The sequence below is a fragment of the Actinomycetota bacterium genome (genome assembly GCA_035536535.1).
In the GTDB taxonomy this organism is placed as follows: Bacteria; Actinomycetota; JAICYB01; order JAICYB01; family JAICYB01; genus DATLNZ01.
In genome coordinates, this window is sequence record DATLNZ010000182.1 from 1 (window position 1) to 26,473 (window position 26,473).

A 26,473-nucleotide genomic window follows, 5' to 3' on the forward strand; every position below is an offset into this window, starting at 1 on the left:
AGCAGGCGATACAGGAGGCCAAAAACCGCCACGAGATGCTGAGCCAGCAGGCCGCGGCGGTCCTGGGCAACCAGCGGGAGCTGGAGCTGAAGCTGGGACGGTCCATTGAGGAAGTCGAGAGACTGCAGGCGTCGGCCCGTCAGGCCCTGGTGCTGTCGGACAAGGCGAAGTCGTCCGGCGACCAGGAGAAGACGAAGTCCTACGACGACGCAGCCAACGCCTTTGCGATGAAGCTGGTGGCGGCAGAGGCGTCGATGGGCGACCTGAAGAAGCTGCACGACCGCGCCCTGGATGCCGCTGAGATGGCCCGTCGCGCTGTGGAGCAGAACGCGTTCGGCCTCCAGAAGCAGCTCGCGGAGCGGTCGAAGCTGCTGTCCCAGATCGAGCAGACGAAGATGCAGGAGCGTATGAACGACGCCCTGCGCTCGATGGGCGAGCTGGCCCCCAAGGGGAACACGCCGACGCTCGTGGAGGTGCGCGACAAGATCGAGAGCCGGTACGCCAAGGCACTCGGCCAGGCGGAGATAGCGTCAGGCTCCATCGAGGCCAAGATGCTCGAGGTCGAAAAGGCGTCGATCGACGCCCAGGGAGCCGAGAGGCTGGAGTCCATACGAGCCACGCTGGCGCTGGACAAGGGCTCGGAGTAGGTGCGACTGGAGGGGCTGACCGCACTGGTCACCGGGGGCGCCTCAGGCCTTGGACGGGCGGCCGCCGAGGAGCTGGCGTCGGCGGGGGCCCGGGTGGTCGTCTGCGACCTGCCGTCGTCGGCCGGGGAGGAAGCGGCGGCTGCGATCGGCGGTGTGTTCGCGCCCGCCGACGTGACGTCCGAGGAGCAGGTGTCCGCGGCGGTCGCTACGGCCGTCGACCGTTTCGGAGCCCTGCACATCGCAGTCAACTGCGCCGGCATCGCGATAGCGATGCGAACCGTCGCCCGGCAGGGTCCGCACGACCTGTCCGCGTTCGATTCGGTGATCCGCGTGAACCTGATCGGGACGTTCAACGTCCTTCGGCTCGCGGCCGCGCAGATGTCGTCGCAGGAGCCTGTTGAGGGCGAGCGCGGCGTCATCGTCAACACCGCGAGCATCGCCGCCTTCGACGGGCAGATAGGGCAGATCGCCTACGCCTCGTCCAAGGCCGGTGTGGTGGGGATGACGCTTCCCGCGGCGCGGGACCTCGCGGCGAGGCAGGTGCGGGTCGTCACCATCGCCCCCGGCACATTCGACACGCCGATGCTTTCGGGCCTGCCCGAGGAGTCACGCCGCGCGCTGGCGGAACAGATCCCGCACCCGAGCCGGCTCGGACGGCCTCAGGAGTTCGGTGCGCTGGTCCGTCACGTGGTGGAGAACCCGATGCTCAACGGGGAGACTATCCGTCTGGACGGCGCTCTTCGAATGCCGCCGCGCTAGAAGTCCCAGGACGGCGTTCTGCAGCGAAGCGGAGGCGGACGGGAATCGAACCCGCCCAACGGGGGACACCCGTCGCACTGGTTTTGAAGACCAGGAGGGCCACCAGGCCCCATTCGCCTCCGCAGCCAGCATAGGGGTTGTCCGAACGGGGCTATCGTTGCGCGACCGGACACAGGGAGGCCCAGGGTGGATACAAAGCAGGCGGCAAGGGAGGCGGTTGAGTCGGCTCGAGAGGACCTGGTCGCACTCAGCCACGCGATCCACGCGCGTCCGGAGCTGGCGTTCGAAGAAAAGGAGGCTGCCGCGCGGGTATCGGACGCCCTGTCGCGAGCCGGCTTCGAAGTGCAGGCCGGAATCTGTGACCTGCCGACCGCGTTCACGGCCACGTCCGGCACCGGGCCGCTGCGCGTCGCGATCTGCGCGGAGTACGACGCTCTGCCCGGCATCGGCCACGCCTGCGGGCACAACATCATCGCGGCGTCCGCTGTGGGAGCCGCCATCGGGGCGGCCGCGGTCGCCGACGAGGCCGGGCTGACGGTGACCGTCATCGGCACCCCCGCAGAGGAGGGCGGCGGGGGAAAGATCCTGTTGCTCGAACGCGGAGCCTTCGACGGTTTCCACGTGGCGATGATGGTCCACCCGGCCCCCACGGAGTCGGCGGAGCCTCCCACGCTGGCGGTGGCGCACTTCGACGTCCAGTACCACGGCAAGGACGCGCACGCCTCCGCTTTCCCCGAGCTCGGGATCAACGCGGCGGACGCAATCACCGTGGCCCAGACCGCGATCGGACTTCTGCGCCAGCACATGCGTCCCGACGAGCGCGTCCACGGCATCGTCACCAAGGGCGGCGACGCCCCGAACATCGTCCCCTCGCACACGTCGGCCAAGTACTACGTGCGCGCCGCCACCCTCGACGATCTCGACGGCTTCAGGCGCAAGGTCATGAACTGCCTGGAGGCCGGCGCCCTGGCTACGGGGGCCACGCTGGAGGTCGGCGAGAAGCACCCCCCCTACGCCCACGTGGCGCACGACGCGCGGATTGCCGCCCTGTACCGGCGCAACGCCGAGAAGCTGGGCCGCGAGTTCCCCGACCCCGGCCCCCTCGCGCGCAGGGCCGCGGGATCCACGGACATGGGAAACGTGTCCCTCGTCGTGCCGTCGATCCACCCGATGATCGGCATCGGCTCGCTGCCGGCCGTGAACCACCAACCGGAGTTCACCGCCCACTGCGTAACCGCGACAGCGGACAAAGCGATGGGCGACGGTGCCGTGGCGATGGCGTTGACTGCGGTGGACCTGGCAACCGATCCCGGCTTGTCGCGGGAGCTGACTGCTCGGGACTGACTCCGGCTACGGGATGCCCGCCAGCCGGCGCCGGCGCGAGGGGCGGGCGAAGGTCCACGCCAGGACCGCCCCCGCCGCGGCCGCGGCTCCCACGGCGCCGTACGCGGCGGGGGACCTGGGCGCCGCCTTTGTCAGCCTCGTGCGCAGCGTGACCGGCCTGCGGAACTCCAGCACCGGCCACCCGCAGGCGGCGGCTACGCGGCGCAGGTCCCGGTCCGGGTTGACCGCGTGGGGGTGTCCTACCGTCCACAGCATCCAGGAGTCCGTCACCGAGTCGGAGTAGGCGTAGGACTCCTCCAGGCTCAGTCCCCGGCGCCCGGCCTCCTCGCGGATGGCGTCGGCTTTGGCGGGTCCGTAGCAGTAAAAGCCCAGGCGTCCGGTGTACAGCCCGTCTGCGTCGATCTCGGCCTCCGTGGCAATGACCCCGTCGACCCCCAGAGCCGACCCGAGCGGAAAGACCACCTCCTCGGGAGACGAGGAGACGATGTAGACGCGTCTGCCCTGTGCCTGGTGCATACGGATGAGATCGATGGCCTCCGCGTACGCATGCGGCGTAAGGACCTCGTCCATCACCTCGCGAACGATGTCGAGGATCTTGGCTCGGTCCCAGCCCCGCGTCAGCTCAAGGGCGCTCTCGCGCATCTTGTCCATCTGCGCCTCGTCGGCGCCCTTCGCCAGAAAGACCATCTGGGCGGCAAAGCCCCGGGCGAGCATCGCCCGCGAGATGAACCCCTCCTTGTAGAGCGTCCGGGACAGGGCCAGCGTGGACGAGCGCGACAGGACCGTCTTGTCGAGGTCGAAGAACGCTGCTGAGCGGCTGGTCAGGAGGCACCTCGTCGGGGGGAGCGACAGTTCAATGCTAGGGCACCGGCGCGGCTCTGCCGTCCATCCGGGAACGATCCACCGACCGCTGGTACCGTCTGCGCGATGCGCGATCTCGTCGTCCGGCATGGTCCGGTGCCGCTTGCCGTCCGCGACCACGGAGGCAGCGGGCAGCCGCTGGTCCTTGTCCACGGTATGGGGTCGAACCTGCTCGCGTGGGAGCTGCTGGCGCCCCTTTTGACCCCGCACTTCCGCGTGGTCGCCTACGACCAGCGGGGGCATGGGGAGTCGGGGGACGCCCAGGGCGACTACAGCCCGCGCGTGCTGGTCGACGACCTCGAGGCGGTGATGCGCGAACTGGGCCTCGAACGTCCCGTCGTCGTGGGTCACTCATGGGGGGCGGCGGTAGCCCTCGGATACGCCGCTCGCCATGCGGTGTGCCGCGCGGCGATAGGGGTGGACGGCGGGGTCATCGACCTGCAGGACCTCGGCCTCAGCTGGGAGCTCACAGAGCAGGTCCTGAATGTTCCGAAGCTGGAGGGGCCCACGGACGAGCTGATGGACCGGATCCGCGGTGAGCAGTCGCACCTGGACTGGCTGGCTCTGGGGCCCGTAATGCGCAGGTCGTTCGTGGAGGGCCCCGACGGCGTGTCCCGCCGGCGCACCTCCGAGGACGACCACATGGCCGTAATCCGCACGATGTGGGAGCAGCGTGTCCTGGAGGCGTACGCCGACATCAGTTGCCCGGTGCTGCTCGTGCTGGCGGAAGGGATGGTGCGCGACGAGCGGGCGGCGGCCTTTGTCGCGGCCAAGCAGGAGGGGGCCAGGAGGCTGACTGAGCGCTACCCGGAAGTCCGCGTGCGGTGGCTGGAGTCGGCGCACGACATCCAGCTGCTCCACCCGCGCGAGCTCGCCGGCATGATCATCGAGTTCCTGGCATCCCTTGAGTCTCCAGCGTGAGCTGTGCCACCTTGCGGGCGGACCGGACGGCGTAGTCGCGGTAGCAGTTGTTCATCATCAGGTGGACCTCCTGCGCCTGCTCGCGCAGCTGACTGACCCCCGGCCCCCATTCGGACAGCTCCTGCTCGCTGTAATCCCACCGGAACCGCTCGGACGGCAGGATCCCCTTGCGGTCCCAGGTGTCGGACTTACGTCCGTGAAACCGGACCATGGCCAGCGGAGCCGTTGCGGCGACTGCCGGAGGGACCGAGCTGCGAAATCCCTGCGGCATGTCCACGCAGACGTAAGGCAGGCGGTGCTGAGTCAAAAAGGCCAGCGTGCGCTCCTGGCTGCGATCATCGCGCATCCATGACTCGTTTCGGAACTCCACGGCGCACGGGATGCCGGGCAGGAGGCGGTCCAGCTTCTCCGCGCAGTCCAGGATGTGGTCACGGCTGGCTCTGCCCGGTGGAAACCACTCGGGGAACTGGAAAAGGATGCACCCGAGCTTTCCCGCGTTGCCCAGGGGGCGCAGCGCCAGACAGAACCTGTCCCACACTTCGTCGACCATGTCCGGCGGGAGCCTGTCGGGGTACACGTTCTTCTTCCCGGCTTCTTCAGGCGGCAGCGCCTCCCGCAGCTGCGGCGGCAGCGCCGCCACCTTGGTCGGGTGGCCGGTCAGCATCGAAAAGGCCTTGACGTTGAACGTGAAGTCGCCGGGAGTGCGCTCCACCCATGCCCGGGCATTCGCCTCCGACGGAAGCGCGTAGTAGGTGGCGTCCACCTCCACGATCGGGAAGTCCTGAGCGTAAAAGCGGAGGCGATCCTCCGGCGTCCTGGCCTCCTTCGGGTAGTAGACGCCGGCGGCCGTCATGGTGCGGTCGGTCCATGAGCACGTGCCCGTCTTGACGCGGCCCGCGAGCGCGAGATCCCAGGCCGGCGAGGCGCCGCGACCGGGATCCGCGGCCGTCATGGGCCGCCGAGCCGGGCCAGGACGCGTGCAGCCGCGCGCCGCTTCAGGTAGCCGTTTGCGGCGAACCAGCGGGCCGCGCCGGCGATCGCCGCGTCGACCGACGCCGGCGCATAGCCGAGTTCAACGCAGGCCTTGTCGCTGGACGCGAACAAAAAGAACCGAGACACCCGTGCCGTCGCCCTCGTCATAAGCGGGTCGCCTCCGGTCAATCTCGCCACGAGCTCGGCCCCCGCGGCCGCGACGGCCACGGCCGGGTGTGGGACGACGGCCATTGGCCCCGGACACCCCGTAACCGCGGCGAACCGGTTGAGCATCTGAAGGGTCGTCAGGTTCTCTCCGGCGAGGATGTAGCGCTGTCCCGTTCGGCCCCTGGTCAGCGCGAGGACGTGCCCGGCGGCGACGTCGGCGACGTCCACCAGGTTGATCCCGCCCTCCGGCGCGACACGGCCCAGGCCGTTCAGGCACATGACCAACAGGTTCCCCGTGGGCGTCGGCTTGACGTCGCGCGGGCCGACGGGCCCCGTTGGGTTGACTATGACGACGTCGAGGCTTCCCGCCGCGCACATCTCCAGAACCTCCTCCTCGGACCTGCGCTTGCTCAGGATGTACGGGTCGCCGGTCGCGCCGAGGTTCCAGTCGGTGTCCTCGTCCACGGCGCGGCCCGGGTCGGTGGAGCCGCCGACGGCGACGATGCTGGAGCAGTGGACGGCGCGGGCGCCCGACTCCACGCACGCCCTCATGACGTTGCGGGTCCCCTCGACGTTGGCCCGCTCGTAGGCCGCGGGGCCGGGGCGCATCGAGTACAGCGCGGCCAGGTGAAGGACGGCGTCCACCTGCCGCGCCGCCACCCAGACGGAACGGAAGTCCGTAACGTCGCCCGAGACGACCTCGACCCCCCGGTCGGACAGGTGTCCCGACGGCGTAACCGGGCGGACCAGGGCCCGGACCTCGTACCCCTGGTCCAGGCAGGCATCGACGACATGGCCGCCGATGAACCCGGTGGCTCCCGTCACTAGGACTTTCACGGGCCAAAGCGTAGAAAAAAGGACCGGGGGCCGCTGGCCCCCGGTCCCGATCCGGCAGTGCGCTAGTTCGACTGGTTTTGGCTGGAAGCGCGCGAGCCAACCTCGGCGAACTCGCGGCCCCCCGAGCCCACCTCACCGGAGGTGGCGGACACGGTGCCGACCTCCACCCTGACCTTGCTCGACTGCTTCACAGGCAGCGGGACGACCAGGTGCAGGATCCCCGCGTCGTACGTCGCCTTAACCTGGGAAGGGTCGACTCCCTGTGGAAGTGCGATCGACCGCTGAAAGGTCCCGTGCGAGATCTCGCGGCGCCAGTAGCCCTCTTCCTCGGCCACCTGCTCGTGCCGGCGCTCGCCGGAGACGGTCAGGACGCCGTCGGAAACCTCGATGTCCACGTCGCGATTCGGGTCGATGCCCGGCAGTTCCACGCGGACGTGCACCGCGTTGTCGCGCATGAAGATGTCCAGAGCGGGGGCCCACGTCCGCTCCTGCTGGTTGTTGAGCAGGGCCGTCCCGAAGTCCCCGAAGGTCCGGCGGATCTCCTGGACGTCGCGCTCGAACGCATCAAACGGCTGCCACTTCCGAAGCATAACTCTCACCTCCACCTCCTAGCCGATACCGTGCTTGACCTCGTCATCATTAGACCAGGCCGCGATTCGACTGTCAACAAGCCTGATGGCCTAGGACTCACTGTTTGTGGCATGCCACTCGACCATCTCTGGGCTTGAGCAGCGTTTCCCTGGGCCCTGGGGCGTCCCCCATGGGTCCCTCACGCGCCTGAGGGCATCCCCCGAATGGGGGATATTCGAGAACCGTAGGGGCTAGACGGGTGGAGCCCCCAGAGGGCGATCTAACTACTAGACGTCTTCTTTCCCACGGCCAAGGACGCCATCCGATGAAATCACTGAGTCGCGCACGCGGAGCCCCCTCCAGGGTGATCCCCCGCGTCCGCGTGCCTTTGCGCCGGGTGCAGGGCGAAGCGGGGTTCCAGGTGCTCGAGCTCAGCATCGCGGCGGGGATCCTCGCAGTTGTGATCGCGGGGCTTTCGGGTGCCATGCTTTCGGGGATGAATGTCGTGGGGATGTCCCGTCAGCGGACCGCCGCCGCGTCGCTGGCGACGGAGCGGGTCGAGCGGATCCGCAACCTCGGGTTCGACCAGGTGGCCCTGACCGAGCAGCCTGTCCACAACCCCGACCCCCAGAACCCCGACAACGCGGTGACGACCGACAACACGTCCTACCGAGTCGGCGCGGCCACCGAGCCTCTGATCGTCAGTTCGACCGGTGGCGCGGTGCGCCACATCGAGGACCCCGTCCTCAGCGGGCCGACCGAGCTGTACATCTACCAGTACGTCACCTGGGTCGACGACCCCGCGATCGCCGGGACGCAGAACTACAAACGAGCAACCGTGATCGTCACTTGGCGGCGCCCGCTCAAGGGGGCCGTCTCCTCCCGCATCGGGATGTCGACCTTCGTCGGCAAGGGAACGGTCAGCGTTCCGGCAGCCACTCCGACATTCGCTTCGCCGTCGCCTTCCCCGTCGTCCACGCCGACTCCGGTGCCCACCATCGTCCCGGGGATCTGCGTGGGTGACACGACGGCTCCCACCGATCCCACGCTGAGGATCCTTTCCGGGGCCGGTGCCGACAACGGCTTCACGAACTCCACGGGGGTGCAGACGAGGCTGCAAGCCCAGGATGCGTGCTCGGTGGTGACGGCCCAGCTGTCCAACAACGGCTCGAGCTTCACGGACGTGGCTACCCTGCCTTCCGCCAAGGCAACCACCGTCTCTTGGACGGTGCCGGGCGGTGACGGGACGAAGACGGTCTGGGCGCGGTTCGTGGATGGGGCCGGAAACCGGTCGTCGGTGGTGCAGGGATCGATCGTGCTGGATCAGACGAAGCCGACAGCGCCGGGCTCCCTGCGGACGGCATCCTGCTCGATATCCTCCGACACCAGGAGCGTCTCGCTGACGTGGAACGCGTCCACGGACGCGAACCTCTCCGGCTACAGGCTGTACGTGAGCGTGAACTCAGACCCGTTCCAGTTCGTCGCACCCACGTCGTCCACATCGATCACCAGTACGAGCAGCAAGAGCATGCAGTCGGTCCGGTACATGGTCCGCGCCTACGACAAGGCAGGAAACGAGTCGCCGGACTCGTCGATTCTCACCTTCACCAAGAACTCATGCTGACGACACTCCGGGACAGGCTGCGGGTGGGTGGTGACGACGGGGTCGCGCTGATCGCCGTGGTGATGGTGTCGATGGTCGCCCTGGCTCTCGTGGCCGTGGTGCTCGGTACGGGCGAGCACGCCGACCACGCGTCCACGAGGGACCGCAACTCCGAGCTGGCGCTGGGCGTGGCGGAGGCCGGGGTCCAGGAGGCGATCGCCAAGATAGAGGCGTACGGGGGGACCAGTGCCGGGTTCAATTTCTCGGGCCAGACCCCTGAGGGGACCTACCAGGTGACCGTCAGCCGGACCCTCTCTCGGTACACCGTCGTCTCCGGCGCCGAGGTGGGTGGCGAGTCGGCCCGCGCGCGGAAGCGCAAGGTGAAGGTGACGCTGGCGCCCCCGCGTGTATTCCACGACACGCTGTTCTCCAACACGTCCATCCAGTTGAAGAACAACGACACGATCACCGGCGACGTCTGGGCCAACGACAGCGTCCTGCTGGAGGGCGGGGGACTGCTGAAAGGCTCACTCACGGCCGCTCGCAGCTGGATTCACATCCAGTCCAACAGCGAGGTGACCGGGGAGATTTGGTCCGGGGGGTATACCCCTTCGACTGTCTGGGCGATCAAGCTCGAGTCCGGCGTCAAGGTCGGTGGCTCCGTCAAGGCGTCAGTGTCGGCCCCCACCGACCCCGTCACCTGCGGAAACGAGCAGGGCTCGAACTACCACGTTCCTACGGACAACGGCGTCGCGATAGCGGGCGACCTTCGCACCTGGGGGGCCAAGACGGGCCCCGGGGTAGTGAGTGGGACCTACACCTCGGGGATCTGCACGGCCGCCGCCATCCCGCGTCCCCTCCCGGTCTTCACGTTCAACCAGAACAACTACGACCCGGCCACGTTTCACGCGTTCGGATCGGTGGCCGAGTTCCAGACGTGGCTATCGGGAAACCTGGCGGACCTCAGGGGGACCTTCTACATCGCCGAGTCGTCACCTTCGCAGGTGAACCGCATCGACCTCACGGGAGCCAAGGTGACCGGTGACGTGACGATCGTCACCGGGGCTCCGGTTTTCACCAACGGCGTGGAGGAGGTCGGGACGACGCCGCGGCTGTTCGTGGTGGCCTCGTCCTACCAACCGCCGGTCGGGTCGGCATGCGACGTCGACCAGGACGCAAGCGAATGCGCGGTCCACCTCAAGAACAACTTCAAGCTGATCAACGACAACTGCATCACGGCGACGCTCATCTATGCCAACCGGGGTCCCGTCGCGGTTAAAAACGGCGCGGAGCAGTGCGGGTCCATCTACGCGGACTCGATCCTCGTCAAGAACAACCAGATCCTGCGATACGACCCACGAGTTGCGCAGGTCGTCGGGTTCGGCCCCGTAACCTACGACGTCGAGCGCTGGGAGGAGCTTCCGCCGTCATGAGGTCTCCGGTGAAGCCGCGGGGAGCGGCGTTGCCCGGGGCAGGCGGCGAGCAGGGCGTAACTGTCATCGAGCTCGCGATCGCCGTCGCGATTCTGTCGGTCCTCATCGCGGGCGTCTTCGGCTTCCTGACCAACACCCTGGGCGACCAGGCGGCGCAGCAGTCCAGGGCGGAGGCCCAGGACGACCTGAGGTCGACGATGGCGCGCCTGTCCAAGGCGGTCCGGCAGGCGACCAGCGTCGATCCGTCCTCCACAACCTCGCGGCTGCAGATGAAGACCATCATCGCGGGTGTCGAGCAACAGGTCACGTATACGGCCGCGGGTACGGAGCTCAAGCGCCGGATCGGCTCCGGAAGCGACTCCACGGTTGCAAAGGGCCTGCTGAGCCCGGGTGTCTTCTGCTACGACCCCCCCGCGTGTATCGCCACCGGGCCGGGCACTCTGCACCTGACGATCCTGCGCCTGACCCTCATAGTCCAGCCCTCGGACGACGAGGCCAGACCGCTCAGGCTGGCGACGGACATACAGTTCCGCAACGTCCGCCCCGCCTGAGGTACCGGTCCCGCCCGAGGCGCCCGGCCTCGCCGCTTCTGTCACAGCGCGCTGCTAGCTTCTGATCCTTCCCACGGATCTTGTCCCTGCCTTCCCCCCGGCAAGGAGACAACCGTGCGATACCTCAGAGCCATCCTTCGGCATCTGCTCGCCCGTCCGGCTCCCCGTCCGGCGTGGGCCCGGATCCTGCGCTCGAAGGCGGGGCTGTAACAGATGTCCCGTCGTGAGGACCCGAGCGGACCGCTGCACGAGCACGCCGAGTTGGTCCGCGAGGTCCGGGCGAGGCTCGCCGCCGGAGGCTCGGGAGTCAGCCAGGGCAGCGTGGAAAAGGCCCTGCGGGAGGTGCTGTCCGCCAGGGGGGCCGCCTGGGAGCAACCGGTTCTTACGGCACAGGCCGTCGCCATCTGCGACGAGCTGTCCGGGTTCGGCCCCCTTGGTCCGCTCATGCGCGACCCGGAGGTGACCGAGGTGATGATCAACCCCGGACGCGACGTGTACGTCGAGCGGGAAGGCCAGCTCAGGCCGGCCGGGGTGTCTCTTCGCTCCGAACAGGACGTCCACCACCTCATCGAGCGCGTCGTCTCGCCCCTCGGCCTGCGGATCGACGCCTCGTCGCCGTGGGTCGACGCCCGGCTGGAGGACGGGTCCAGGTTCCACGCCGTCGTGCCGCCCGTGGCCATCGGGGGCCCGGTGGTCACGATCAGGAAGTTCTCAAAGACGTTGTGGAAGCTCCGAGACCTCGTCCGAATGGGGTGCGTGGACGATGCCCAGGCGCGGCTTCTCGCCGCCGCCGTCCGGGAACGGCGGAACATCCTCGTCTGCGGCGGCGGCGGGACCGGCAAGACGACGCTTCTGGGGGTGCTGGCGCGGCTGGTCCCGCGGCCGGAGCGGATAGTCACCATTGAGGACGCCGCGGAGCTGCAGCTCGGCCCCCGTCACGCGGTCGCCCTCCAGACCAAGCCGGCAAACATCGAGGGCCGGGGAGAGATCACATTGCGCGACCTGGTCCGCTGTGCGATGAGGATGCGCGCCGACCGCATCGTGGTGGGGGAGGTCCGGGGTCCCGAGGCCCTGGACATGCTCCAGGCGCTGAACTCGGGCCACGCGGGCTCGATGGCCACGGTCCATGCCAATGCGCCCGCGGAGGCGCTGACGCGGCTGGAGACCATGGCGTTGATGGCCGCGCCTGGCTTGTCGGTGGCGGCTGCGCGGCGGCAGGTCGGGTCGGCCGTTCACGTGATCGTCCATCTGGTCAGGGAGCCGTCCGGACGCAGGCGCGTCGCGGACATGGCGGAGGTGAGGGCGGGGGCTCAGGGGCCGGTGCTCCGGCGCCGGCGCGTGAGTGCGGCGACCCCGTCGTTTGCGAGGGTGGCGGCGTCGGCCGCAGCGTCTCCGGCACCGGCTGCTTTGGCGGCGCGAGCCTCCGCGGCTCCCCCGAACGGCTCGTGCGCATGATCCGCAGGCTCTTCGCGCTCACCCGCCGCCGGTCCGCCCAGCCCGACCCGTCGCGCCTGCCCGACGCGATCAGGCGGGTTAGGGACGGGGTCAGAGGCGGCCTTTCCCTGAACCAGGCCGTCCGTCGCGGCGCGGACGGCGACGGCTCACCGCTGCAGCCCGTGGTCGTCCGGCTCGACTCCGGACAGCCGCTGGCGGATGCGCTCGAGGAGACGGCAGCGTGCACTGCATCCACGGAGGTGGCCTGCTGCTGCCTGGTCCTCGCGGTGCAGTCGCGTACCGGCGGAGACCCCATTCCTGCCCTCGCCTCTCTGGAGGAACGAATCAGGAACCGGGTGTCGGCGGCTCGCGAGGCTTCCGCGCTTTCGGCTCAGGCGCGCATGTCGTCGCGCGCCCTGCTCATGCTCACGCCCGGCTTTCTTCTCGTGCTGGCGCTGGTCGACCCGGTGGGGATGCGTCGCGCCCTGGCGGGTCCCGGCAAGCTGGCCATGGGGGCCGGCTTGGTCCTTCAGATGCTGGGGGGATTGTGGATCCGGCGGATCGTCCGCCCTCCCTCCGAGTGTCCCCGTTCACGGCTTTCGGGGGTTCCGGTTCTCCGGGCGCTTCCCGCGCTGGTTTCCTTCGGCCGTCGTGGGATCTCTCCGGTCGCAGCCGAGGTCGCCCAGACGGCCGAGGTGCTGAGCCTCGTGCTGGGGGCGGGACTGTCTCCGTCGCGGGGCCTGGAGGTGGTGGCCTCATCGGCGCAGGGCTCCTTCGGAGCGGCTCTCAGGGGTGCCGTCCTGGGCATCCGCGCCGGGACGGCGCGATCCACCGCCCTGGCCGACTCGATGTCTTCCCTGCAAGACCCCGACGCCACGCGGTTCGCGGACGTCTTCACGTCGTCGGACAAGCTCGGAGTCCCCCTGGCCTCAAGTCTCAGGGCGATGTCGGACGACATCGTGGAGTCCCTGCAGGCGACGGCTTCCGAAGAAGTCCGCAAGTCATCCGTGCGCGTGCTGGTTCCGTTGGGCCTTCTCATCCTTCCCTCGTTCGTCCTGTCCTGCCTCGTCCCCCTGTTGCTGGGCGGGCTGGAGGGGATCTCACTGTGATCACCGAGAGGAGAAGACATGTCGGCAATTCACCGTTTCATCACGGCGATGTACATCAAGGCCCTCCTGCTGCCGGAAAGGCTGCGGGAGGACAAGGGCCAGACGGTGGCGGAGTACGCGCTTGTCCTTCTGGTCGCCGCGGCAGTGGCGACGGCGTTCCTGATCTGGGCCAAGCAGTCCGGCAAGCTGGACCAGTTCTTCGACGCGATCTTCCAGAAGCTGCTCGGGTCGGTCGACCCATCGCCCACGCCGGCTCCCTGAGGTTCGGAGCCATTGCGCCGGTCCCGCCGCGAGCGGAGCGAGCACTAGGAAGCACGGGTGCGTCGGCCGGCGCCGACGGCCGGGACGGGCAAGCGACCGTGGAAGCGGCGCTTGCCCTACCGGTCGTGCTCATCTCGCTGTTGTTGATCGTCCAGGTGGGCATCGTGGTCAGGGACGCGCTTGCGCTCGGACTTGCTGCCCGCGAGGGGGCCCGTGAGGCTGCCGTGACCGCCCTGGACGAGAGGGTGCGTGCGGCGGTGAGACGCTCGGCCGGCCCACTCGATGCCTCTGGGATCGCAGTTGAGGTGACGCCGCCGCAGGGGGAGAGGCACCGCGCGGGACCGGTGACAGTCAGGCTCAGCTACGTCGAGCGCATGAGAATCCCGATCGTGAGCAGGATGCTCACCACCACCCTCACGCTCAGGGCGCAGGCGGTCATGCGCCTGGAAAGGGACGGACCCACTCCAGCCCCAACGCCTCAGCCCACACCGGCTCCGACTACGAGTCCGGCTCCGTCCCAGACACCCGAGCCGACGCCGTCCATGCAGCCGGACCCGACGCCCAACCGCCTGCCCATCACATGAAGGTGCAGCAGGCCGGAGCGGGAGCAAGTCCGGCTTTCCGCGCGCTGCGCACGGACTGCGGGTTTGGCAGCCCGATCATGCTGGCGCTGCTGGCGCTGACGGTGCTGTTCTCGCTGGCGCTGGCAGATGCGGCCAACGTCCTGGTCTCGGCCTCCCGGGCCCGAGCGGCCGCCGACGCTGCGGCCCTGGCTGCGGCGGTCGAGCAGTGGCCGTTTCTCGGTGCGGGCCGGGATCCCGCAGGGGCCGCCGAACGAACGGCGTCGGCAAACGGGGCACGGATCGAGTCGTGCGACTGCCCACCGGGAGGCGCGAGGGCGGTCGTGACGGTGACTGTGCAGACCCGGATCAGAATGTTGAGAATCGCCCCTCCGTCCATACGCGCCAGGGCTGACGCGGCCGTGGACCCGGCAAAACTGTTCCGGCACGGCCCATAGCGCGCCCCCGGGCTCACCGGACGCCGCGGATTCCGGCTGACCCCGATGGTGCGCCCACGGCGCGAGCGCGCCATCATGGGTGGGTGACACACGTGTTGGAGGCCCCCTCGCCCGTCATACCCCCTGACGTCGCCGACGCGGATGTGCAGGAGGCGCCGGTGGGGGCCGCGCACGACGGCGGCCCGACCTTCCGGTTCGACGACGGCTACTGGGAGGACGCCTTCTCAACCCTGTACGACCCCTGCATGCGGGTCTGCAGCGGGTTCGGCTGCTGACGCTGGGCGGCCGCACCCGCATCACGGGAGGAACGGATGACTGAGGTAGGCATCTTCGGAATCGGCGCCTACGTCCCCTACTGGCGCCTCGACAGGTCCATCATCGGACGCGCCTGGGGCATCCCGGCCATGCGAGGCGAGCGTGCCGTCGCCTCTGCCGACGAGGACGCTTTGACGATGGCGGTGGAAGCCGCACTGGAGGCAACGGCCGGGGTCTCGCCGGCGGACATCGACGGCGTCATCTTCGCCTCGACCACGGCCCCCTACAGGGAGAAGCAGTCGGCGGCGACCATCGCAACGGTGCTGGACTGCCGCAAGGACATCCTCACCATCGACCTCGGTGACTCCCTGCGCGGAGCGACCACGGCCATTCGGATCGCCTGCGACACCATCAGAGCCGGGTCCGCGTCGGTGGTCGTGGTCTGCGCGGCGGACATGCGGCAGGGCGAGCCGGAGTCGGCCTACGAGCAGATGTTCGGGGACGCCGGAGGTGCGGTCGTCCTGGCCTCGGCTGAGTGGGCCACGGGCCACGGATTCGCGTCGCTTCCGGTCCGCGTCCTGACGGCGGCCGGCGTCGCCGACGAGATCATCGGTCCCTGGCGAGACGAGTCGCAGCGGTACGTGAGGTCTTTCGAGGCCAAGGTGGACACCCAGTTCGGCTACGCCAAGCAGGCCGTGGCGGCTGCCTCCCGCGTCCTGGACCATGGACGCAAGCCGAGCAAGGCGGTCATACCGGCTCCCGACCCGCGCGCGCAGGCTGCGGTGGCTTCGAAGCTGGACATCCCCCGCGAGACGCTGCAGGACCTGTACTTCGACACCATCGGGAACACGGGGACCGCGGCGCCGCTGGTCATGCTGGCCGGTGCGTTGGAGACGGCCGCCGCCGGAGACACGGTCCTCGTGGTCGGAGCTGGTGACGGGGCGGACGCGATCCTCATGGAGGTCTCCCCGGCGCTGGAGAAGGCCCGAGGCTCCGGGACCATCGGGACCCTGACGCCGAAGATCCAGGCCCGCGGACAGCTCGCCAGCTACGAGTCCTACGCCCGCAGCCGTCGGCTCGTGGAGCGGGAGAGGGCCCCGATGTGGTCGTCCGCCGTCACCTACTGGCGGGACATACCGATGGAGCTCCCGTTGTACGGCATGACCTGCCGCCAGTGCGGGACCGTCCAGTACCCGACAGGCCGCCGGTGCATGGAGTGCTCGGCCCCCGGACCTCACGAGCAGACGAAGCTCGCCCGTCGCGGGCGAGTTTTCACCTTCACGCTGGACCACCTGGTCCTGGGCGAGTACTGGAACGAGCCGAAGCCCCGAGCCGTCGTGGACCTGAAAGGCGGGGGAAGGCTTTTCTGTGAGCTCACGGACTGCGATCCGTCCGAGGTGACGGTCGAGATGCCGGTGGAGCTGACGTTTCGTTGTCTTCACGAGGGGGCCGGGTTTCGCAACTACTACTGGAAGGGCCGCCCCCTGCGGACACCGGGAGCCGGAGGCTCCGAACCGGCCGTTGGCGCCGGGACGAGCGCGAAAGGGAGCTGAGGATGCCGGGGATCAAGGACAGGGTCGCCGTCGCCGGGGTCGGATACACCCGGTACGGCGAGAGGTGGGAGTCCGACGCCGAGGACCTGCTGGTCGAAGCGGTCGACGAGGCCTGCGCGGACGCCGGCATCGAGCAGAGCGACATCGACGCCATCTGGGTCGGCATCTTCTACCCGTTCAGCGGCATGGCCGGGACCGGAGCGGCCGATCCGTTGAAGATCTTCGGCAAGCCGGCCACGCGGGTCGAGAACTACTGCGCCTCCGGCATGGACGCCTTCCGAAACGCCTGCTACGCCGTGGCCTCCGGTGTGGTCGACGTCGCCCTCGCATGCGGAGTGGAGAAGATCACCGACCAGGGCGGAACGGGCCTGCCCGCCATCGGGGGCCGGGGACACCCCGTCATGCCCACCCCGTCGGCCCCCGCGATGTTCGCGCTGGCCGCAACCCGCAGCTTCCATGTCCACGGCTGGACAAAGGAGGACCTGGCGCAGGTTGCCGTCAAAAACCACGCCAACGGGGTCCACCACCCGAAGGCCCACTTCCGGCGGGCGATCACGGTCGAACAGGCCGTCTCCGCGCCGATCGTCGCGTGGCCGCTCGGCCGCTTTGACTGCTGTGCCGTGTCGGACGGAGCAGCCGCCGTGATCATCACGCGGCCGGAGACGGCGAAAAACCTCGCCCACGCCGACGACTTCGTCAGGGTCAAGGCCAACGCCCTGGCCGTGCACACCGCTTGGCCGATGTTCAAAAGTTCAATGGACTATTTGGGGTTCCCGGCCACCCGCGACGCGGCCGCGTTGGCCTACGAGGAGGCCGGCGTGAAGGATCCGGCGCGTGAGATCAGCTTCGCCGAGGTGCACGACTGCTTCACGATCACCGAGATCCTGAACTACCAGGACCTCGGCTTCTGCAAGGAAGGGGAGGGGGTCCACCTGCTCCGCGAGGGCCAGACCAGCCCGGGCGGGTCGATCCCGGTGAATGTGTCCGGTGGCCTGAAGTGCTTCGGACACCCCATCGGGTCCACGGGGTGCCGCATGATCGTCGAGTCGACCAAGCAGCTGCAAGGCAGGGCGGACGGGGTACAGGTCGCCGACGCAACCCTCGGACTCGCCCACAACCTCGGGGGGCCGGGGGCGGTGTGCTCGGTCACGATCCTGGGCCGAAACGACGTATGAACGCCCGGGTGGGGCAGACTCTCCTCCTGGTGGATACCGCTCCTTTGGCTTCGTCCCCCATATGGTTGACTTTCACCTCACCCTGCGGGGGGGCAGACGGGACCACCGACTGGCCGACGTTTACTAGGTGAGGGAACGGTTCATGCCGTTCTGCGGGCGAGGAACTGTGGTCGATGGAAACGAGAACAAGAAGGTCGGTGCGCAACGAGCGCCAGCGCCTCCGGGAGCTGGTTGACTCCGGGCTGCTGACGCAAGCGCAGCTCGATACCGCCCTCCAGGAAAGAGAGCGAACCCGCAGGTCCATCCAGCACGTGCTCGTGGACCTCGGCTTCCTGTCGCAGGACCAGGTCCCGGCCTTCCAGGCACTGTGGATGGGCTTTGAGTACGTAGACCTCAACCAGCGACAGGTGGACCCAGCTGCGGCCGGACTTCTGCCCGAGAACGTCATGCGCCGGTACACGGTCATTCCGCTGGAACTGACCGACGACCATCTCGTGGTCGCTCTGTCCGACCCGACCAACGTCATCGCCATCGACGACATCCGAACCATCACCGGCCGCGACGTCAGGGTCGTGGTCGCGGCCAGATCGGGCATCGAGGAGGCCCTGAACCGCTACCGCGGGCTGGACCGCTCCGCGGAGATGCTCCTGGAGCAGGCCGCTCACCTCGACGAGGAGGCGGACAAGGAACAGGAGCTCGAGGGCGAAGAGGACGCCCCGATCGTCAAGGCGATCAACCACGTGATTGCCCAAGCGGTCCACGCCCGAGCCTCGGACATCCACATCGAGCCGCAGGAGCGCGACGTCCGGATACGGTTCCGGATCGACGGAGTGCTGCATGAGGTGATGAGGACCCAGAAGTCCCTGCAGTCGGGGATGATCTCGCGCCTCAAGATCATGGCGGAGCTCAACATCGCCGAGCGCCGAGTCCCGCAGGACGGACGGCTGTCGCTGGGGGTCGAGGGCAAGAGCATCGACCTCCGGGTGGCGACCATGCCTTCCGTCTGGGGCGAAGAGGTCGTCATGCGGATCCTGGACCGCTCCCAGACGGTCCTTCGGCTCGAGGACCTCGGATTCATGAGCGAGTCGCTGCACAGCTACTCCAAGTCGTTCCGCAAGCCTTACGGCGCCATCTTGGTGACCGGCCCCACCGGGTCCGGCAAGTCGACCACCCTGTACGCCACGCTCAACGTCGTCAACGACCCGTCCAAGAAGATCATCACGGTGGAGGACCCCGTCGAGTACCGGCTCCCCGGCCTCAGCCAGGTCCAGGTCAACCCCAAGGCCGGCCTCACCTTCGCCCGCGCCCTCAGGTCGATCCTGCGGTCGGACCCCGACATCGTCATGATCGGTGAGATCCGCGACCGGGAGACGGCCAACATCGCAGTCGAGGCGGCTCTCACCGGACATCTGGTGCTTTCGACGCTGCACACCAACGACGCCCCGTCAGCGGTCACCCGGCTGGTCGAGATGGGGGTAGAGCCGTTTTTGGTCGCCTCGGCCCTGGACTGTGTTCTGGCCCAGCGACTCGCCCGCCGCCTGTGCGCCAAGTGCAAGGAGCCCTACACCCCCAGCATCGACGCGCTGCGGGAGAACGGGGTCCCCTTCGACCAGCCCGGCCCCCTGCCCACGCTGCACCGTGCGGCCGGCTGCCAGCACTGCTCCCATACCGGGTACCGCGGGAGAGTGGCGCTGGTCGAGGTCATGAGGATGTCCGAGGAGATCGAGCGGATGGTGGTCGAAAGAAAGTCGGCCGAGGACATCAAGCGCACGGCGATCTCACAGGGGATGACCACGCTCCGGGAGGACGGGATGCGCAAGCTCCTGGCCGGGCTCACCAGCATCGAGGAGGTGCTCCGGGTCGTCGAGGGCAAGACCGGGGATCCGGCCCCCGCGGTGCCGACGAAGGCGTTGGATGCGGTCGTGGCGACCAAGACCCGCCCGAGGCGCAAGTCGGCAGACAAGCTCTCCGAGCCTGCGGCCTGAGCGGAGCACCTGCCCCTGGGTCCGGGACCCGCGGTTCCGGTGTCGGCTAGGAGCGGATGGCGGACGCGGTGCGTGCCGGGTTGCCCGTCTGACGCAGCTGCGCGTCCTCCGCCTCCGGCTCAGTGAGCAGACGCAGGGTGTGGCGCAGCTCTTCAAAGCAGATGTCCTTGGACGTGTAAGCGCTGGCTCCCGCTGCCAATGCCGACTCGAGGTTTGCCTGGTCCGCGTCTTCAGCGATTACGAGCACACGTCCGTCCGGCGGCAGAGCGCGCTTGATCCGCGAAATGAACAGGTGCTGACGGGAACCGGCTACGCCCGTGTCGATCAGGACGATGTCCGGCTGCAGCTCCCGCGACATCCGGACCCCCTCGTCCTCCGTCGCGGCCTCACGGACGTCGAAATCTCGAAGCCCTGTGAGCAGCGAGACGAAGGCCTCGCGCACGAGGCGCTGGTGCTGGACGACGAGGACGCTCCTGCGCCCCTTCTGCTCCCCCACTCTCCCCCCCGGCGGCCTCAAAGGCCGAGAACCTAGTTCGCCTGGCGAACCTGCGGATCGACGTACGGTCGCTGCGTGATCGACGCGAACTGTCCCGGTGCCCCGGGAGCCGCCAGCACGCCCTCCCTCATCGCGACGATGACCGCTTCCGTCCTGCTGCCGACGCCCAGCTTGGCCAGGACCTTCGATATGTGCGTCTTGACCGTTTCCACGCCGATGCCGAGCCTCCGGGCGATCTGCTTGTTGGGCAGCCCCATGGCCAAAAGCCTGATGATTTCCTGCTGTCTGGGCGTCAGGACCGGACCGGCGTGCCGCTCGCCGCGCGCAAAGGCCGACAGACTCTGGACGAGCACCGAAGCAACGGCCGGATGCAGCAGGACCTCGCCCGCCGCGACGCGCCGAATCGAGTCGGCCAGCTCGGCCAGTGAGATTCCCTTCAGGGTGAACCCGTCGGCTCCCGCGGACAGCGCCCGCTCGGCCTGGACCTGCGAAACGCGGTCCGCTACGAGCAGTACGTGTCCGCACCCGCAGTCCCGCTTCAGGTGGCCCAAAAGCTCGGGAGTCTGGTCCTCGAGAAGGTCGGCATCCACGAGGGCTACGTCCGGTCGTGTCCGCTCCGCCTTCGCGCAGGCGTCATCGAGGGAAGCGGTTTGGCCTGCGACCTCGAGGCCGTCCATTCGCTCCAGGGCGTCAACCAGGGCTTCACGCAGAAACGCACCTGGGTGAACAACAAGGATTCGGACCCGCTCACTCATCTCGTCGGTCTCCGTATGGCGTATTTGGCTCATCGGCAGTAGCGGGATCGACCTTTAGTCATTAAGAGCTAGTCGCCTCAAATATCCCTGGATGCGCGGGGCCAGTTGATCGAGCTTCACGCCCCACCCGAAAACCTGCGCCCCGACACCGAGTCTCGCAGCCACGGTTCGCGGCGTAGGCCCAGCTCCCGGCAGCCCGCACCCCCGAGCCACGCCTCCAGGTCGCTGCTCGACCTCCACTCGCTCAGGACCAGGTAGCTGGGCACGTCGTCCATGGCGGCTGAGGCATCGGTCCACAGGCAGCCGGCGGCGGACCTCATCTCCGCCACCATCTCGCCAAGCAGACCCTCGAGTTCCACGACCCGCGCCGGGTGCACGGGCAGGCGCTCGAGCCACAGCGCGGTCGGCACCTACTGGTCCCGGGGCCGGTCGCCGAGAGTCGCCTCAACGGATTGCTTTTTTCCGTCCCGGACGAGCTCGATCGACACCTTGTCCCCGACCCGGCCCTTGTTGATCGCCACACGCAGCGCGTCCATGCTCTTGACGGACTTGCCCTGGAACCGCACCACGATGTCCCCCTGCCGGATCCCCGACTGGGCGGCCGGTCCGCTCTGGACGACCTCTTGGATGACGGCGCCCTCCTCGATGCCGAACTGCTTGGCGACCTCGCGGTCGGCGCTGCTGCCGGAGATGCCGAGCCACGGGTGCGTCGCGCGTCCAGACGTGATGATCTCGTCGGCAACGCGCTTTGCGACGTAGACCGGTATCGCGAACGCGATGCCTTCGGCCCCCACCTGCGGGCTGGCGGCGATCGAGCTGTTGATGCCGATGAGCGCTCCCTGTGAGTTCAACAGCGCCCCGCCGCTGTTGCCTTGGGTGACCGCGGCATCCGTCTGGATCATGTCGACCAGGGGACGGCCGCTCGGACCCTCTGTGGTGCGTCCGAGAGCCGAGATGATCCCGGCCGTCACGGACTGCTCCAGCCCCAGCGGCGACCCGATCGCGACCGCCAGCTCGCCCACCCGAAGCTGCTCGGCGTCGCCGATCGTAATCGCCGGCAGTTCGCGGCCCTCGACCTTTATGACGGCCACGTCGGTGTCCGGATCCACCCCGACGACGCGCGCCTCCAGGCTGCGCCCCGACGCAAGTGTCACCTCGACGCGCTCGGCGCCCTCCACCACGTGAGCGTTGGTGATGATGTGGCCGTCGGTCCTGATGATGACCCCGGAACCCGTCCCCTGCGACTGGCGGGACCCGAACACACCCCGCTGCCGGGCGACGGTGTTGATGTTCACCACCGATGGCCGGGACCCGTCGGCGATCTTGATGATGGACGCCCCCGTGTCATTGCTCGCGGCTATCGAGGGCGCCTGCCGGAACTCGACTCCCGCCGGACCGGGGCGGCCCAGGAACTGCATCAGCCCGAAGACGGCCAGCGCGGCGAGAGTCGCGCCTACGACTCCTCCAATGAGCCCCGAACGAAGTCCTCCGGAGGGGGCCGGGGCGTGGGGCGAGCGCCCCGCGCCGGCCACCGTCAGTTCGGACTCGCGCTGCCATGTGCCCGTGCGGGGGTCCCACACGGTCGACTCACCGGAACTGCCCCAGCTGCCACCGTCGCCGCCGTCCCAGTCGCGGTCGGCATCCCCTGGGGTCTCCCAGCCCCGGTCGGTGTCGACGGACGCAGCCGGAGCCTCAGCTTCGTCTCCCGGCTGATCCAGTGCCTCCTGCTCGTCTGGTTCCGCGGGTTGATCCCGGTCCGGCTCACCGGCGGGGCTGCGATTGCTCTCCACGTCATCGACCTTTCGAAGTGGCATCAGTTCCTCCAAGCTTCGCGCCCGGGTGGTTGCCGTGTCGAGTGACAACGTGTGCTCCCAGCCACCGGTTCCGCCGGTAGGCTACCCGGGGTCAACCCCGAGCCGAAGGCGTGATGAGCAGACGCAAGGGCCCGGAGGAGCGGCCCGCGGTCACGATCCCCTCCCCGGAAGCGGACCAGCTGGTCCAGCAGGCGAAGGCGGGTGACTCGGACGCGTTCGCCGCCCTGTTCCGGGCGACCCTGTCGATCGTGTTCAATTTCCTGTACGGCCGGTCCAAAGACCGCGCTCTCGCCGAGGACCTCGCCTCCGAGACGTTCCTCAAGGCCATGAAGGCGATCGGAGGGTTCGAGGGAACGTCGCGCGACTTTCTCTCATGGGTCCTCCGGATCGGGCGAAACCAGTTCCTGGACCACGTGAAGTCCGGAAGGGTCCGCTGGGAGTCGGTTGTCGAGGAGATGCCGGCTTCGGTCGCGGCGTCAAACCCGGAGCGCGAGGCTCTCGGACGGATCGAGGGCGAGCAGCTGCGGCGGGCGCTCAAGCAGCTGACTCCGGAGCAGCAGGAAGTCCTGTCGCTGCGCTTTCTTCAAGACCTTCCGATCGCCGACGTTGCGGCGATCGTGGGACGAGAGCAGGGAGCTGTGAAAGCGATGCAGTTCAGAGCCCTTCGTTCTCTGGCCAAGGTGCTGGCTGCCGAGGGTGCCGCGGAGGAGTGGGACACGTGACCGGACCCTGCTCCACCGCCCGGTCGTTGTAGATTCGAACACCCCACGAGGAACGCGCATGCCCAAGGACCGGCCGAGAAGCCGCAGAGAAGAGCCAGTCGAAGACGATCGGCACCGGCCAATCTCCGATTTTCGCCGGAGGCTGTACCGACTGCCCGTGCTGGGGGCGCTCGTGTATTTCGTGGCTCCACCGCGCCTCAAGCGCCCTTCGCTGGTGCGCCGGGGTGTGTCCTGGACCTCCGGACTGGCCGCCCTGCTCGGGGTGGGGATGGTGGCCTACCCGGTGGCGGGAACGTCGTATCCGTTTTTCTACCGGGTGCCGGTCGAGAAGGCCATCGAGTGGTCCAACTTCCTCAGCGACTGGCAAGCCAACAAGATCCAGGACCGGCTCGACGGCCGGTTCGCGCAGGCTCAGGCGGCGCGCAAGACACTTTTCGCGGAAGGCGATCCGCTCACGAGGATCAAGATCCCTTCACTGAAGGTCGACACGCTGGTGGTCGAAGGCGTCTCCACCTCGGCCCTCAAGGCGGGCGCCGGCCACTACCCCCAGACGCCACTTCCGGGCAAGGAAGGAAACGTCGCCATCGCGGGTCACCGGACCACGTACGGACGACCCTTCAACGGAGTGGACCGGCTGAAAACGGGGGACGACATCATCCTGGAGACTCCGATCGGCCGCTACACCTACGAGCTGACCAGACCGCCGTGGGTCACTCACCCTGCCGACTTTTCGGTGCTGGACCCGAGTTCGGAGTCGCTGCTCACTCTTACGACGTGCCACCCCAAGGGCAGCGACCGCCAGAGGATGATCGTCCGGGCGAAGCTGGTGAACACCGAGAAGTTCGAGGAGCCCAAGCCACAGGTGATCAGGAAGACGCCCAGCGTTCGCTCCTGAACATCCGGCCTGGGGCATGATTGCTGAGATGAGACGATTCGTCGCGGTACTGGCCGCTTTGAGCTTGGTTCTGGGCGGCGCGTGCGCCCGGCCAAACCGGCGGGAGCCTGCGATCATCATCGGCCGGGTCGTGCCCCCCGCGCCCGAACCAACCCCCGAGGTGGTCGTCGTGTCGGACTCCGCGCCGGCGCCCGCGCGCCCCTCCAGATCCATCCCAAGGGCGCTCAAGCCCAAGCCGATCACGAGGCCCGCGCCGCGCAGGACGGCCCCCCCGGCGCGTCCATTCAACGGCCCCCCGCCGGTGCCGGGCGACCGGCTGTTCTTCCTCGTGATCGGGAGCGATGCCCGCTTCGGGGAAGACATGGCCCATGCGCGCGCCGACTCGATCCACATCGCGGCCGTCGACCCGCTGACCCGCAAAGGGACGGTGCTGGGCATACCCCGCGACGCGTACGTGGACATCCCCGGACACGGAAAGCGCAAGATCAACGCGGCGCTGATTCTGGGTGGCCCATCGCTGCTGGTCACCACCGTGCGTAACGTCACCGGGCTCCCCGTCAGCTACTACGCGCTGACCGGGTTCGAGGGCATGGTAACCATGGTCGACGAGCTTGGTGGCCTGGACGTGGAGGTTCAGGAGCGAATGGACGACTCCGACTCGGGGGCCAAGTTCGAGAAGGGCCGGCACCACATGGACGGCCGTCAGGTCCTGGCCTACACCCGCAACCGCAAGATCGAGGGCGGTGACATGAAGCGGTCAGAAAATCAGGGCCGGGTCGTTCTCCACGCGCTCGAGAAGCTGCGAGCCGAGACGTCCGACACAAACGACCTGCGCAAGTGGCTCGATGTGCTGTACCGGCACTCTCGGCTGGACATGTCGCTGGCCGACGCGGCCGGACTCGCTCCACTGGCCCGCTCGCTCGCGCCCGCTGACCTCGTGAACCTGGTGGCTCCCGGCAACGCCAGGACCATCGACGGGCAGTACGTGGTCGTGTTCGACGAGCGTGCGTACTCGCTGTTCCGCGACGTAGGTGCAGATGCCATCGCAGACGGCAGGACTCAGCGTCAGCCGCCGCCCCCCCCGACACCGGAACCCACGCCAACTCCTTCGCCCACCCCCACCCCGCTCCTGCCCATTTGAGGCGCGGATCGTGGCGAGGATGAGGCGCCGCCCTCCGCTGGTCGCGCTTCTGGTCGTCTTCGCGCTGTCCCTCGCCGGGGCCTCCTGTGGGTCAACCAAGGCCAAAGGGGCTCGAAAGCCTGTGGTTGCGGGCAGGTCCGTAACGCCGTCCCCCGGGCCGGCCCCCGCCGAACTGGGTCCGCCGGAGGTCGACGCTCCCGGCCTTGCGTCCCGCCCTGGGCTCGCCGCGGCGTCGGGGCGCGGTCCGAGGTCAGCGGTGGCGTACCGAGGGGCGGTGAACGTTCCGGACGACCTGTTGTTCTTCCTGGTGATCGGTACGGACGCCAGGCCCGGGCAGAACGTGCTCGCCAGCCGGGCGGACTCCATCCACGTGGTGGTCGTGGACCCAGTGACGCGGCGGGGGACGGTCCTGGGCATCCCCCGGGATGCCTACGTGGACGTCCCGGGCCATGGACGCAGGAAGATCAACAGCGCGATGCCCATCGGGCGGAGCGATCTGATGGTGAAAACGGTCCGCCAGCTGACCGGATTTCCGGTCCAGCACTGGGCAGTGACGGGATTCGACGGAATGATCCGGATGGTGGACGAACTCGGCGGCCTCGAGGTCGAGGTCACCGAGCCCATGTCGGACAAGGACTCGGGAGCCCGGTTTGAGCGTGGATGGCACCACATGGACGGCAGGCAGGTCTTGGCGTTCTCCCGCAACCGCCACCAGCCCGACCACGACTTCCGGCGCTCCGAGAACCAGGGCCGGGTCATCCTGCACGCCCTGGAGAAGCTTCGCGCGGAGACGTCGGACGAACGTGGTCTCCGAGCTTGGCTGGGGGTGCTGTTCAAGCACTCCCACCTGGACATGTCCCTGGAGGACTCCACCAGGTTCGCCGGTCTGGCAAGGGTCCTGGCGCCCGGTGACCTCACCAATGTGGTGGCGCGGGGTACTTCGCGCATGATGGACGGGCAGAGCGTGGTCCTTCTCGACGAACAGGCGTTCGCCCTGTTTCGGGACGTAGGGGGCGACGGGGTGGCCGACGGCGACACGGTACGCCCGACCCCCACTCTCAGCCCGACGGCGACACCCGGGCCAACACCCGCGCCCGCCCCCACTCCAAGCGCTCCGACACCGTCCTCGCCGAGCCCCAGTCCCACATCGACATTCCCCGTTTGATGCAAGCCCCAGCGAAGGAGGAACTAGTC

28 protein-coding genes and 1 tRNA gene are annotated in these 26,473 nt (G+C 68.4%); 20 read left to right on the forward strand and 9 right to left on the reverse strand.

The window, feature by feature from the left end:
• The coding region (locus tag VNE62_12035; GenBank protein HVE93010.1) for a PspA/IM30 family protein at nucleotides 1–647 on the forward strand (647 nt) is incomplete at its 5' end.
• Entirely contained in the window at nucleotides 648–1,406 is a 759-nt protein-coding gene (locus VNE62_12040) for a 3-hydroxyacyl-CoA dehydrogenase (protein HVE93011.1), read from the forward strand. It begins immediately after the preceding gene.
• A 28-nt stretch (nucleotides 1,407–1,434) separates the two neighbouring features.
• Here the strand turns inward: VNE62_12040 and VNE62_12045 are convergent.
• Nucleotides 1,435–1,527 (reverse strand) — tRNA-Sec (locus VNE62_12045).
• A gap of 65 nt (nucleotides 1,528–1,592) precedes the next feature.
• Between VNE62_12045 and VNE62_12050 the strand changes: the two genes are divergently transcribed.
• Nucleotides 1,593–2,750 (forward strand): M20 family metallopeptidase, encoded by a 1,158-nt coding sequence (locus VNE62_12050; protein ID HVE93012.1) that lies wholly within the window; start codon nucleotides 1,593–1,595, stop codon nucleotides 2,748–2,750.
• A 6-nt stretch (nucleotides 2,751–2,756) separates the two neighbouring features.
• Here VNE62_12050 and VNE62_12055 read toward each other — a convergent pair whose 3' ends face one another.
• The gene (locus VNE62_12055; protein ID HVE93013.1) at nucleotides 2,757–3,701 is read right to left on the reverse strand and encodes an HAD-IB family hydrolase; all 945 of its coding nucleotides are present in this window, start codon (nucleotides 3,699–3,701) and stop codon (nucleotides 2,757–2,759) included.
• Between VNE62_12055 and VNE62_12060 the strand changes: the two genes are divergently transcribed.
• Nucleotides 3,678–4,532, forward strand: a complete 855-nt coding sequence (locus VNE62_12060) for an alpha/beta hydrolase (GenBank protein HVE93014.1) — start codon at nucleotides 3,678–3,680, stop codon at nucleotides 4,530–4,532. The genes VNE62_12055 and VNE62_12060 overlap by 24 nt on opposite strands.
• Here the strand turns inward: VNE62_12060 and VNE62_12065 are convergent.
• The 3 genes from VNE62_12065 to VNE62_12075 all read right to left on the reverse strand — a co-directional run bounded on the left by VNE62_12065 (nucleotide 4,495) and on the right by VNE62_12075 (nucleotide 7,099).
• A complete protein-coding gene (locus VNE62_12065; protein HVE93015.1) occupies nucleotides 4,495–5,484 on the reverse strand; it encodes a DUF72 domain-containing protein in 990 nt (329 codons plus the stop codon). The genes VNE62_12060 and VNE62_12065 overlap by 38 nt on opposite strands.
• The gene (locus VNE62_12070; GenBank protein HVE93016.1) at nucleotides 5,481–6,509 is read right to left on the reverse strand and encodes an NAD-dependent epimerase/dehydratase family protein; all 1,029 of its coding nucleotides are present in this window, start codon (nucleotides 6,507–6,509) and stop codon (nucleotides 5,481–5,483) included. The genes VNE62_12065 and VNE62_12070 overlap by 4 nt, the downstream gene beginning before the upstream one ends.
• 62 nt (nucleotides 6,510–6,571) lie before the next feature.
• On the reverse strand, nucleotides 6,572–7,099 hold the full coding sequence (locus tag VNE62_12075; protein HVE93017.1) for an Hsp20/alpha crystallin family protein: 528 nt from the start codon (nucleotides 7,097–7,099) through the stop codon (nucleotides 6,572–6,574).
• Nucleotides 7,100–7,443: 344 nt separating this feature from the next.
• Here VNE62_12075 and VNE62_12080 point away from each other — a divergent pair, with 344 nt between their 5' ends.
• The 12 genes from VNE62_12080 to VNE62_12135 all read left to right on the forward strand — a co-directional run bounded on the left by VNE62_12080 (nucleotide 7,444) and on the right by VNE62_12135 (nucleotide 19,456).
• A complete protein-coding gene (locus VNE62_12080) occupies nucleotides 7,444–8,703 on the forward strand; it encodes a hypothetical protein (GenBank protein HVE93018.1) in 1,260 nt (419 codons plus the stop codon).
• The gene (locus VNE62_12085) at nucleotides 8,697–10,115 is read left to right on the forward strand and encodes a hypothetical protein (protein ID HVE93019.1); all 1,419 of its coding nucleotides are present in this window, start codon (nucleotides 8,697–8,699) and stop codon (nucleotides 10,113–10,115) included. Before VNE62_12080 ends, VNE62_12085 begins: the two co-directional genes overlap by 7 nt.
• Nucleotides 10,112–10,666, forward strand: coding sequence for a hypothetical protein (locus tag VNE62_12090; protein ID HVE93020.1), 555 nt, complete (start codon nucleotides 10,112–10,114; stop codon nucleotides 10,664–10,666). The genes VNE62_12085 and VNE62_12090 overlap by 4 nt, the downstream gene beginning before the upstream one ends.
• Nucleotides 10,667–10,879: 213 nt before the next feature.
• The gene (locus VNE62_12095; protein ID HVE93021.1) at nucleotides 10,880–12,121 is read left to right on the forward strand and encodes an ATPase, T2SS/T4P/T4SS family; all 1,242 of its coding nucleotides are present in this window, start codon (nucleotides 10,880–10,882) and stop codon (nucleotides 12,119–12,121) included.
• Nucleotides 12,118–13,209: a type II secretion system F family protein gene (locus VNE62_12100; protein HVE93022.1), complete on the forward strand. Its 1,092-nt coding sequence runs from the start codon at nucleotides 12,118–12,120 to the stop codon at nucleotides 13,207–13,209. The genes VNE62_12095 and VNE62_12100 overlap by 4 nt, the downstream gene beginning before the upstream one ends.
• 18 nt (nucleotides 13,210–13,227) lie before the next feature.
• Entirely contained in the window at nucleotides 13,228–13,470 is a 243-nt protein-coding gene (locus tag VNE62_12105) for a hypothetical protein (GenBank protein ID HVE93023.1), read from the forward strand.
• 98 nt (nucleotides 13,471–13,568) lie between these two features.
• On the forward strand, nucleotides 13,569–14,054 hold the full coding sequence (locus tag VNE62_12110; GenBank protein ID HVE93024.1) for a TadE/TadG family type IV pilus assembly protein: 486 nt from the start codon (nucleotides 13,569–13,571) through the stop codon (nucleotides 14,052–14,054).
• Entirely contained in the window at nucleotides 14,051–14,488 is a 438-nt protein-coding gene (locus VNE62_12115; GenBank protein HVE93025.1) for a pilus assembly protein TadG-related protein, read from the forward strand. Before VNE62_12110 ends, VNE62_12115 begins: the two co-directional genes overlap by 4 nt.
• An 83-nt stretch (nucleotides 14,489–14,571) precedes the next feature.
• Nucleotides 14,572–14,763 (forward strand): hypothetical protein, encoded by a 192-nt coding sequence (locus VNE62_12120; GenBank protein ID HVE93026.1) that lies wholly within the window; start codon nucleotides 14,572–14,574, stop codon nucleotides 14,761–14,763.
• A 36-nt stretch (nucleotides 14,764–14,799) separates the two neighbouring features.
• Nucleotides 14,800–16,296 carry an OB-fold domain-containing protein gene (locus tag VNE62_12125; GenBank protein HVE93027.1) on the forward strand — a complete coding sequence of 499 codons (1,497 nt, stop codon included), beginning with the start codon at nucleotides 14,800–14,802 and terminating at the stop codon, nucleotides 16,294–16,296.
• 2 nt (nucleotides 16,297–16,298) lie between these two features.
• The gene (locus tag VNE62_12130) at nucleotides 16,299–17,471 is read left to right on the forward strand and encodes an acetyl-CoA acetyltransferase (protein ID HVE93028.1); all 1,173 of its coding nucleotides are present in this window, start codon (nucleotides 16,299–16,301) and stop codon (nucleotides 17,469–17,471) included.
• A gap of 173 nt (nucleotides 17,472–17,644) precedes the next feature.
• On the forward strand, nucleotides 17,645–19,456 hold the full coding sequence (locus VNE62_12135; protein ID HVE93029.1) for an ATPase, T2SS/T4P/T4SS family: 1,812 nt from the start codon (nucleotides 17,645–17,647) through the stop codon (nucleotides 19,454–19,456).
• A 46-nt stretch (nucleotides 19,457–19,502) separates the two neighbouring features.
• On the opposite strand, the gene VNE62_12140 is transcribed toward VNE62_12135, so the two are convergent.
• The 4 genes from VNE62_12140 to VNE62_12155 all read right to left on the reverse strand — a co-directional run bounded on the left by VNE62_12140 (nucleotide 19,503) and on the right by VNE62_12155 (nucleotide 22,521).
• Complete coding sequence (locus VNE62_12140; protein ID HVE93030.1) at nucleotides 19,503–19,952, reverse strand: response regulator transcription factor; 450 nt, start codon at nucleotides 19,950–19,952, stop codon at nucleotides 19,503–19,505.
• Nucleotides 19,953–19,984: 32 nt separating this feature from the next.
• The gene (locus VNE62_12145; protein HVE93031.1) at nucleotides 19,985–20,707 is read right to left on the reverse strand and encodes a response regulator transcription factor; all 723 of its coding nucleotides are present in this window, start codon (nucleotides 20,705–20,707) and stop codon (nucleotides 19,985–19,987) included.
• A gap of 116 nt (nucleotides 20,708–20,823) precedes the next feature.
• A complete protein-coding gene (locus VNE62_12150; GenBank protein HVE93032.1) occupies nucleotides 20,824–21,117 on the reverse strand; it encodes an antibiotic biosynthesis monooxygenase family protein in 294 nt (97 codons plus the stop codon).
• Nucleotides 21,118–22,521 (reverse strand): trypsin-like peptidase domain-containing protein, encoded by a 1,404-nt coding sequence (locus VNE62_12155; protein HVE93033.1) that lies wholly within the window; start codon nucleotides 22,519–22,521, stop codon nucleotides 21,118–21,120.
• Between the two features lie 113 nt (nucleotides 22,522–22,634).
• On the opposite strand from VNE62_12155, the gene VNE62_12160 reads away from it, so the two are divergent.
• From VNE62_12160 to VNE62_12175, 4 genes are read left to right on the forward strand one after another with little or no spacing between them, the layout of a single operon-like run.
• Nucleotides 22,635–23,243 (forward strand): RNA polymerase sigma factor, encoded by a 609-nt coding sequence (locus VNE62_12160; protein ID HVE93034.1) that lies wholly within the window; start codon nucleotides 22,635–22,637, stop codon nucleotides 23,241–23,243.
• A 58-nt stretch (nucleotides 23,244–23,301) separates the two neighbouring features.
• Nucleotides 23,302–24,138 carry a sortase gene (locus VNE62_12165; GenBank protein HVE93035.1) on the forward strand — a complete coding sequence of 279 codons (837 nt, stop codon included), beginning with the start codon at nucleotides 23,302–23,304 and terminating at the stop codon, nucleotides 24,136–24,138.
• Between the two features lie 28 nt (nucleotides 24,139–24,166).
• The gene (locus tag VNE62_12170) at nucleotides 24,167–25,279 is read left to right on the forward strand and encodes an LCP family protein (protein ID HVE93036.1); all 1,113 of its coding nucleotides are present in this window, start codon (nucleotides 24,167–24,169) and stop codon (nucleotides 25,277–25,279) included.
• Between the two features lie 19 nt (nucleotides 25,280–25,298).
• Complete coding sequence (locus tag VNE62_12175; protein ID HVE93037.1) at nucleotides 25,299–26,444, forward strand: LCP family protein; 1,146 nt, start codon at nucleotides 25,299–25,301, stop codon at nucleotides 26,442–26,444.
• The last annotated feature ends 29 nt before the right edge of the window (nucleotides 26,445–26,473 follow it).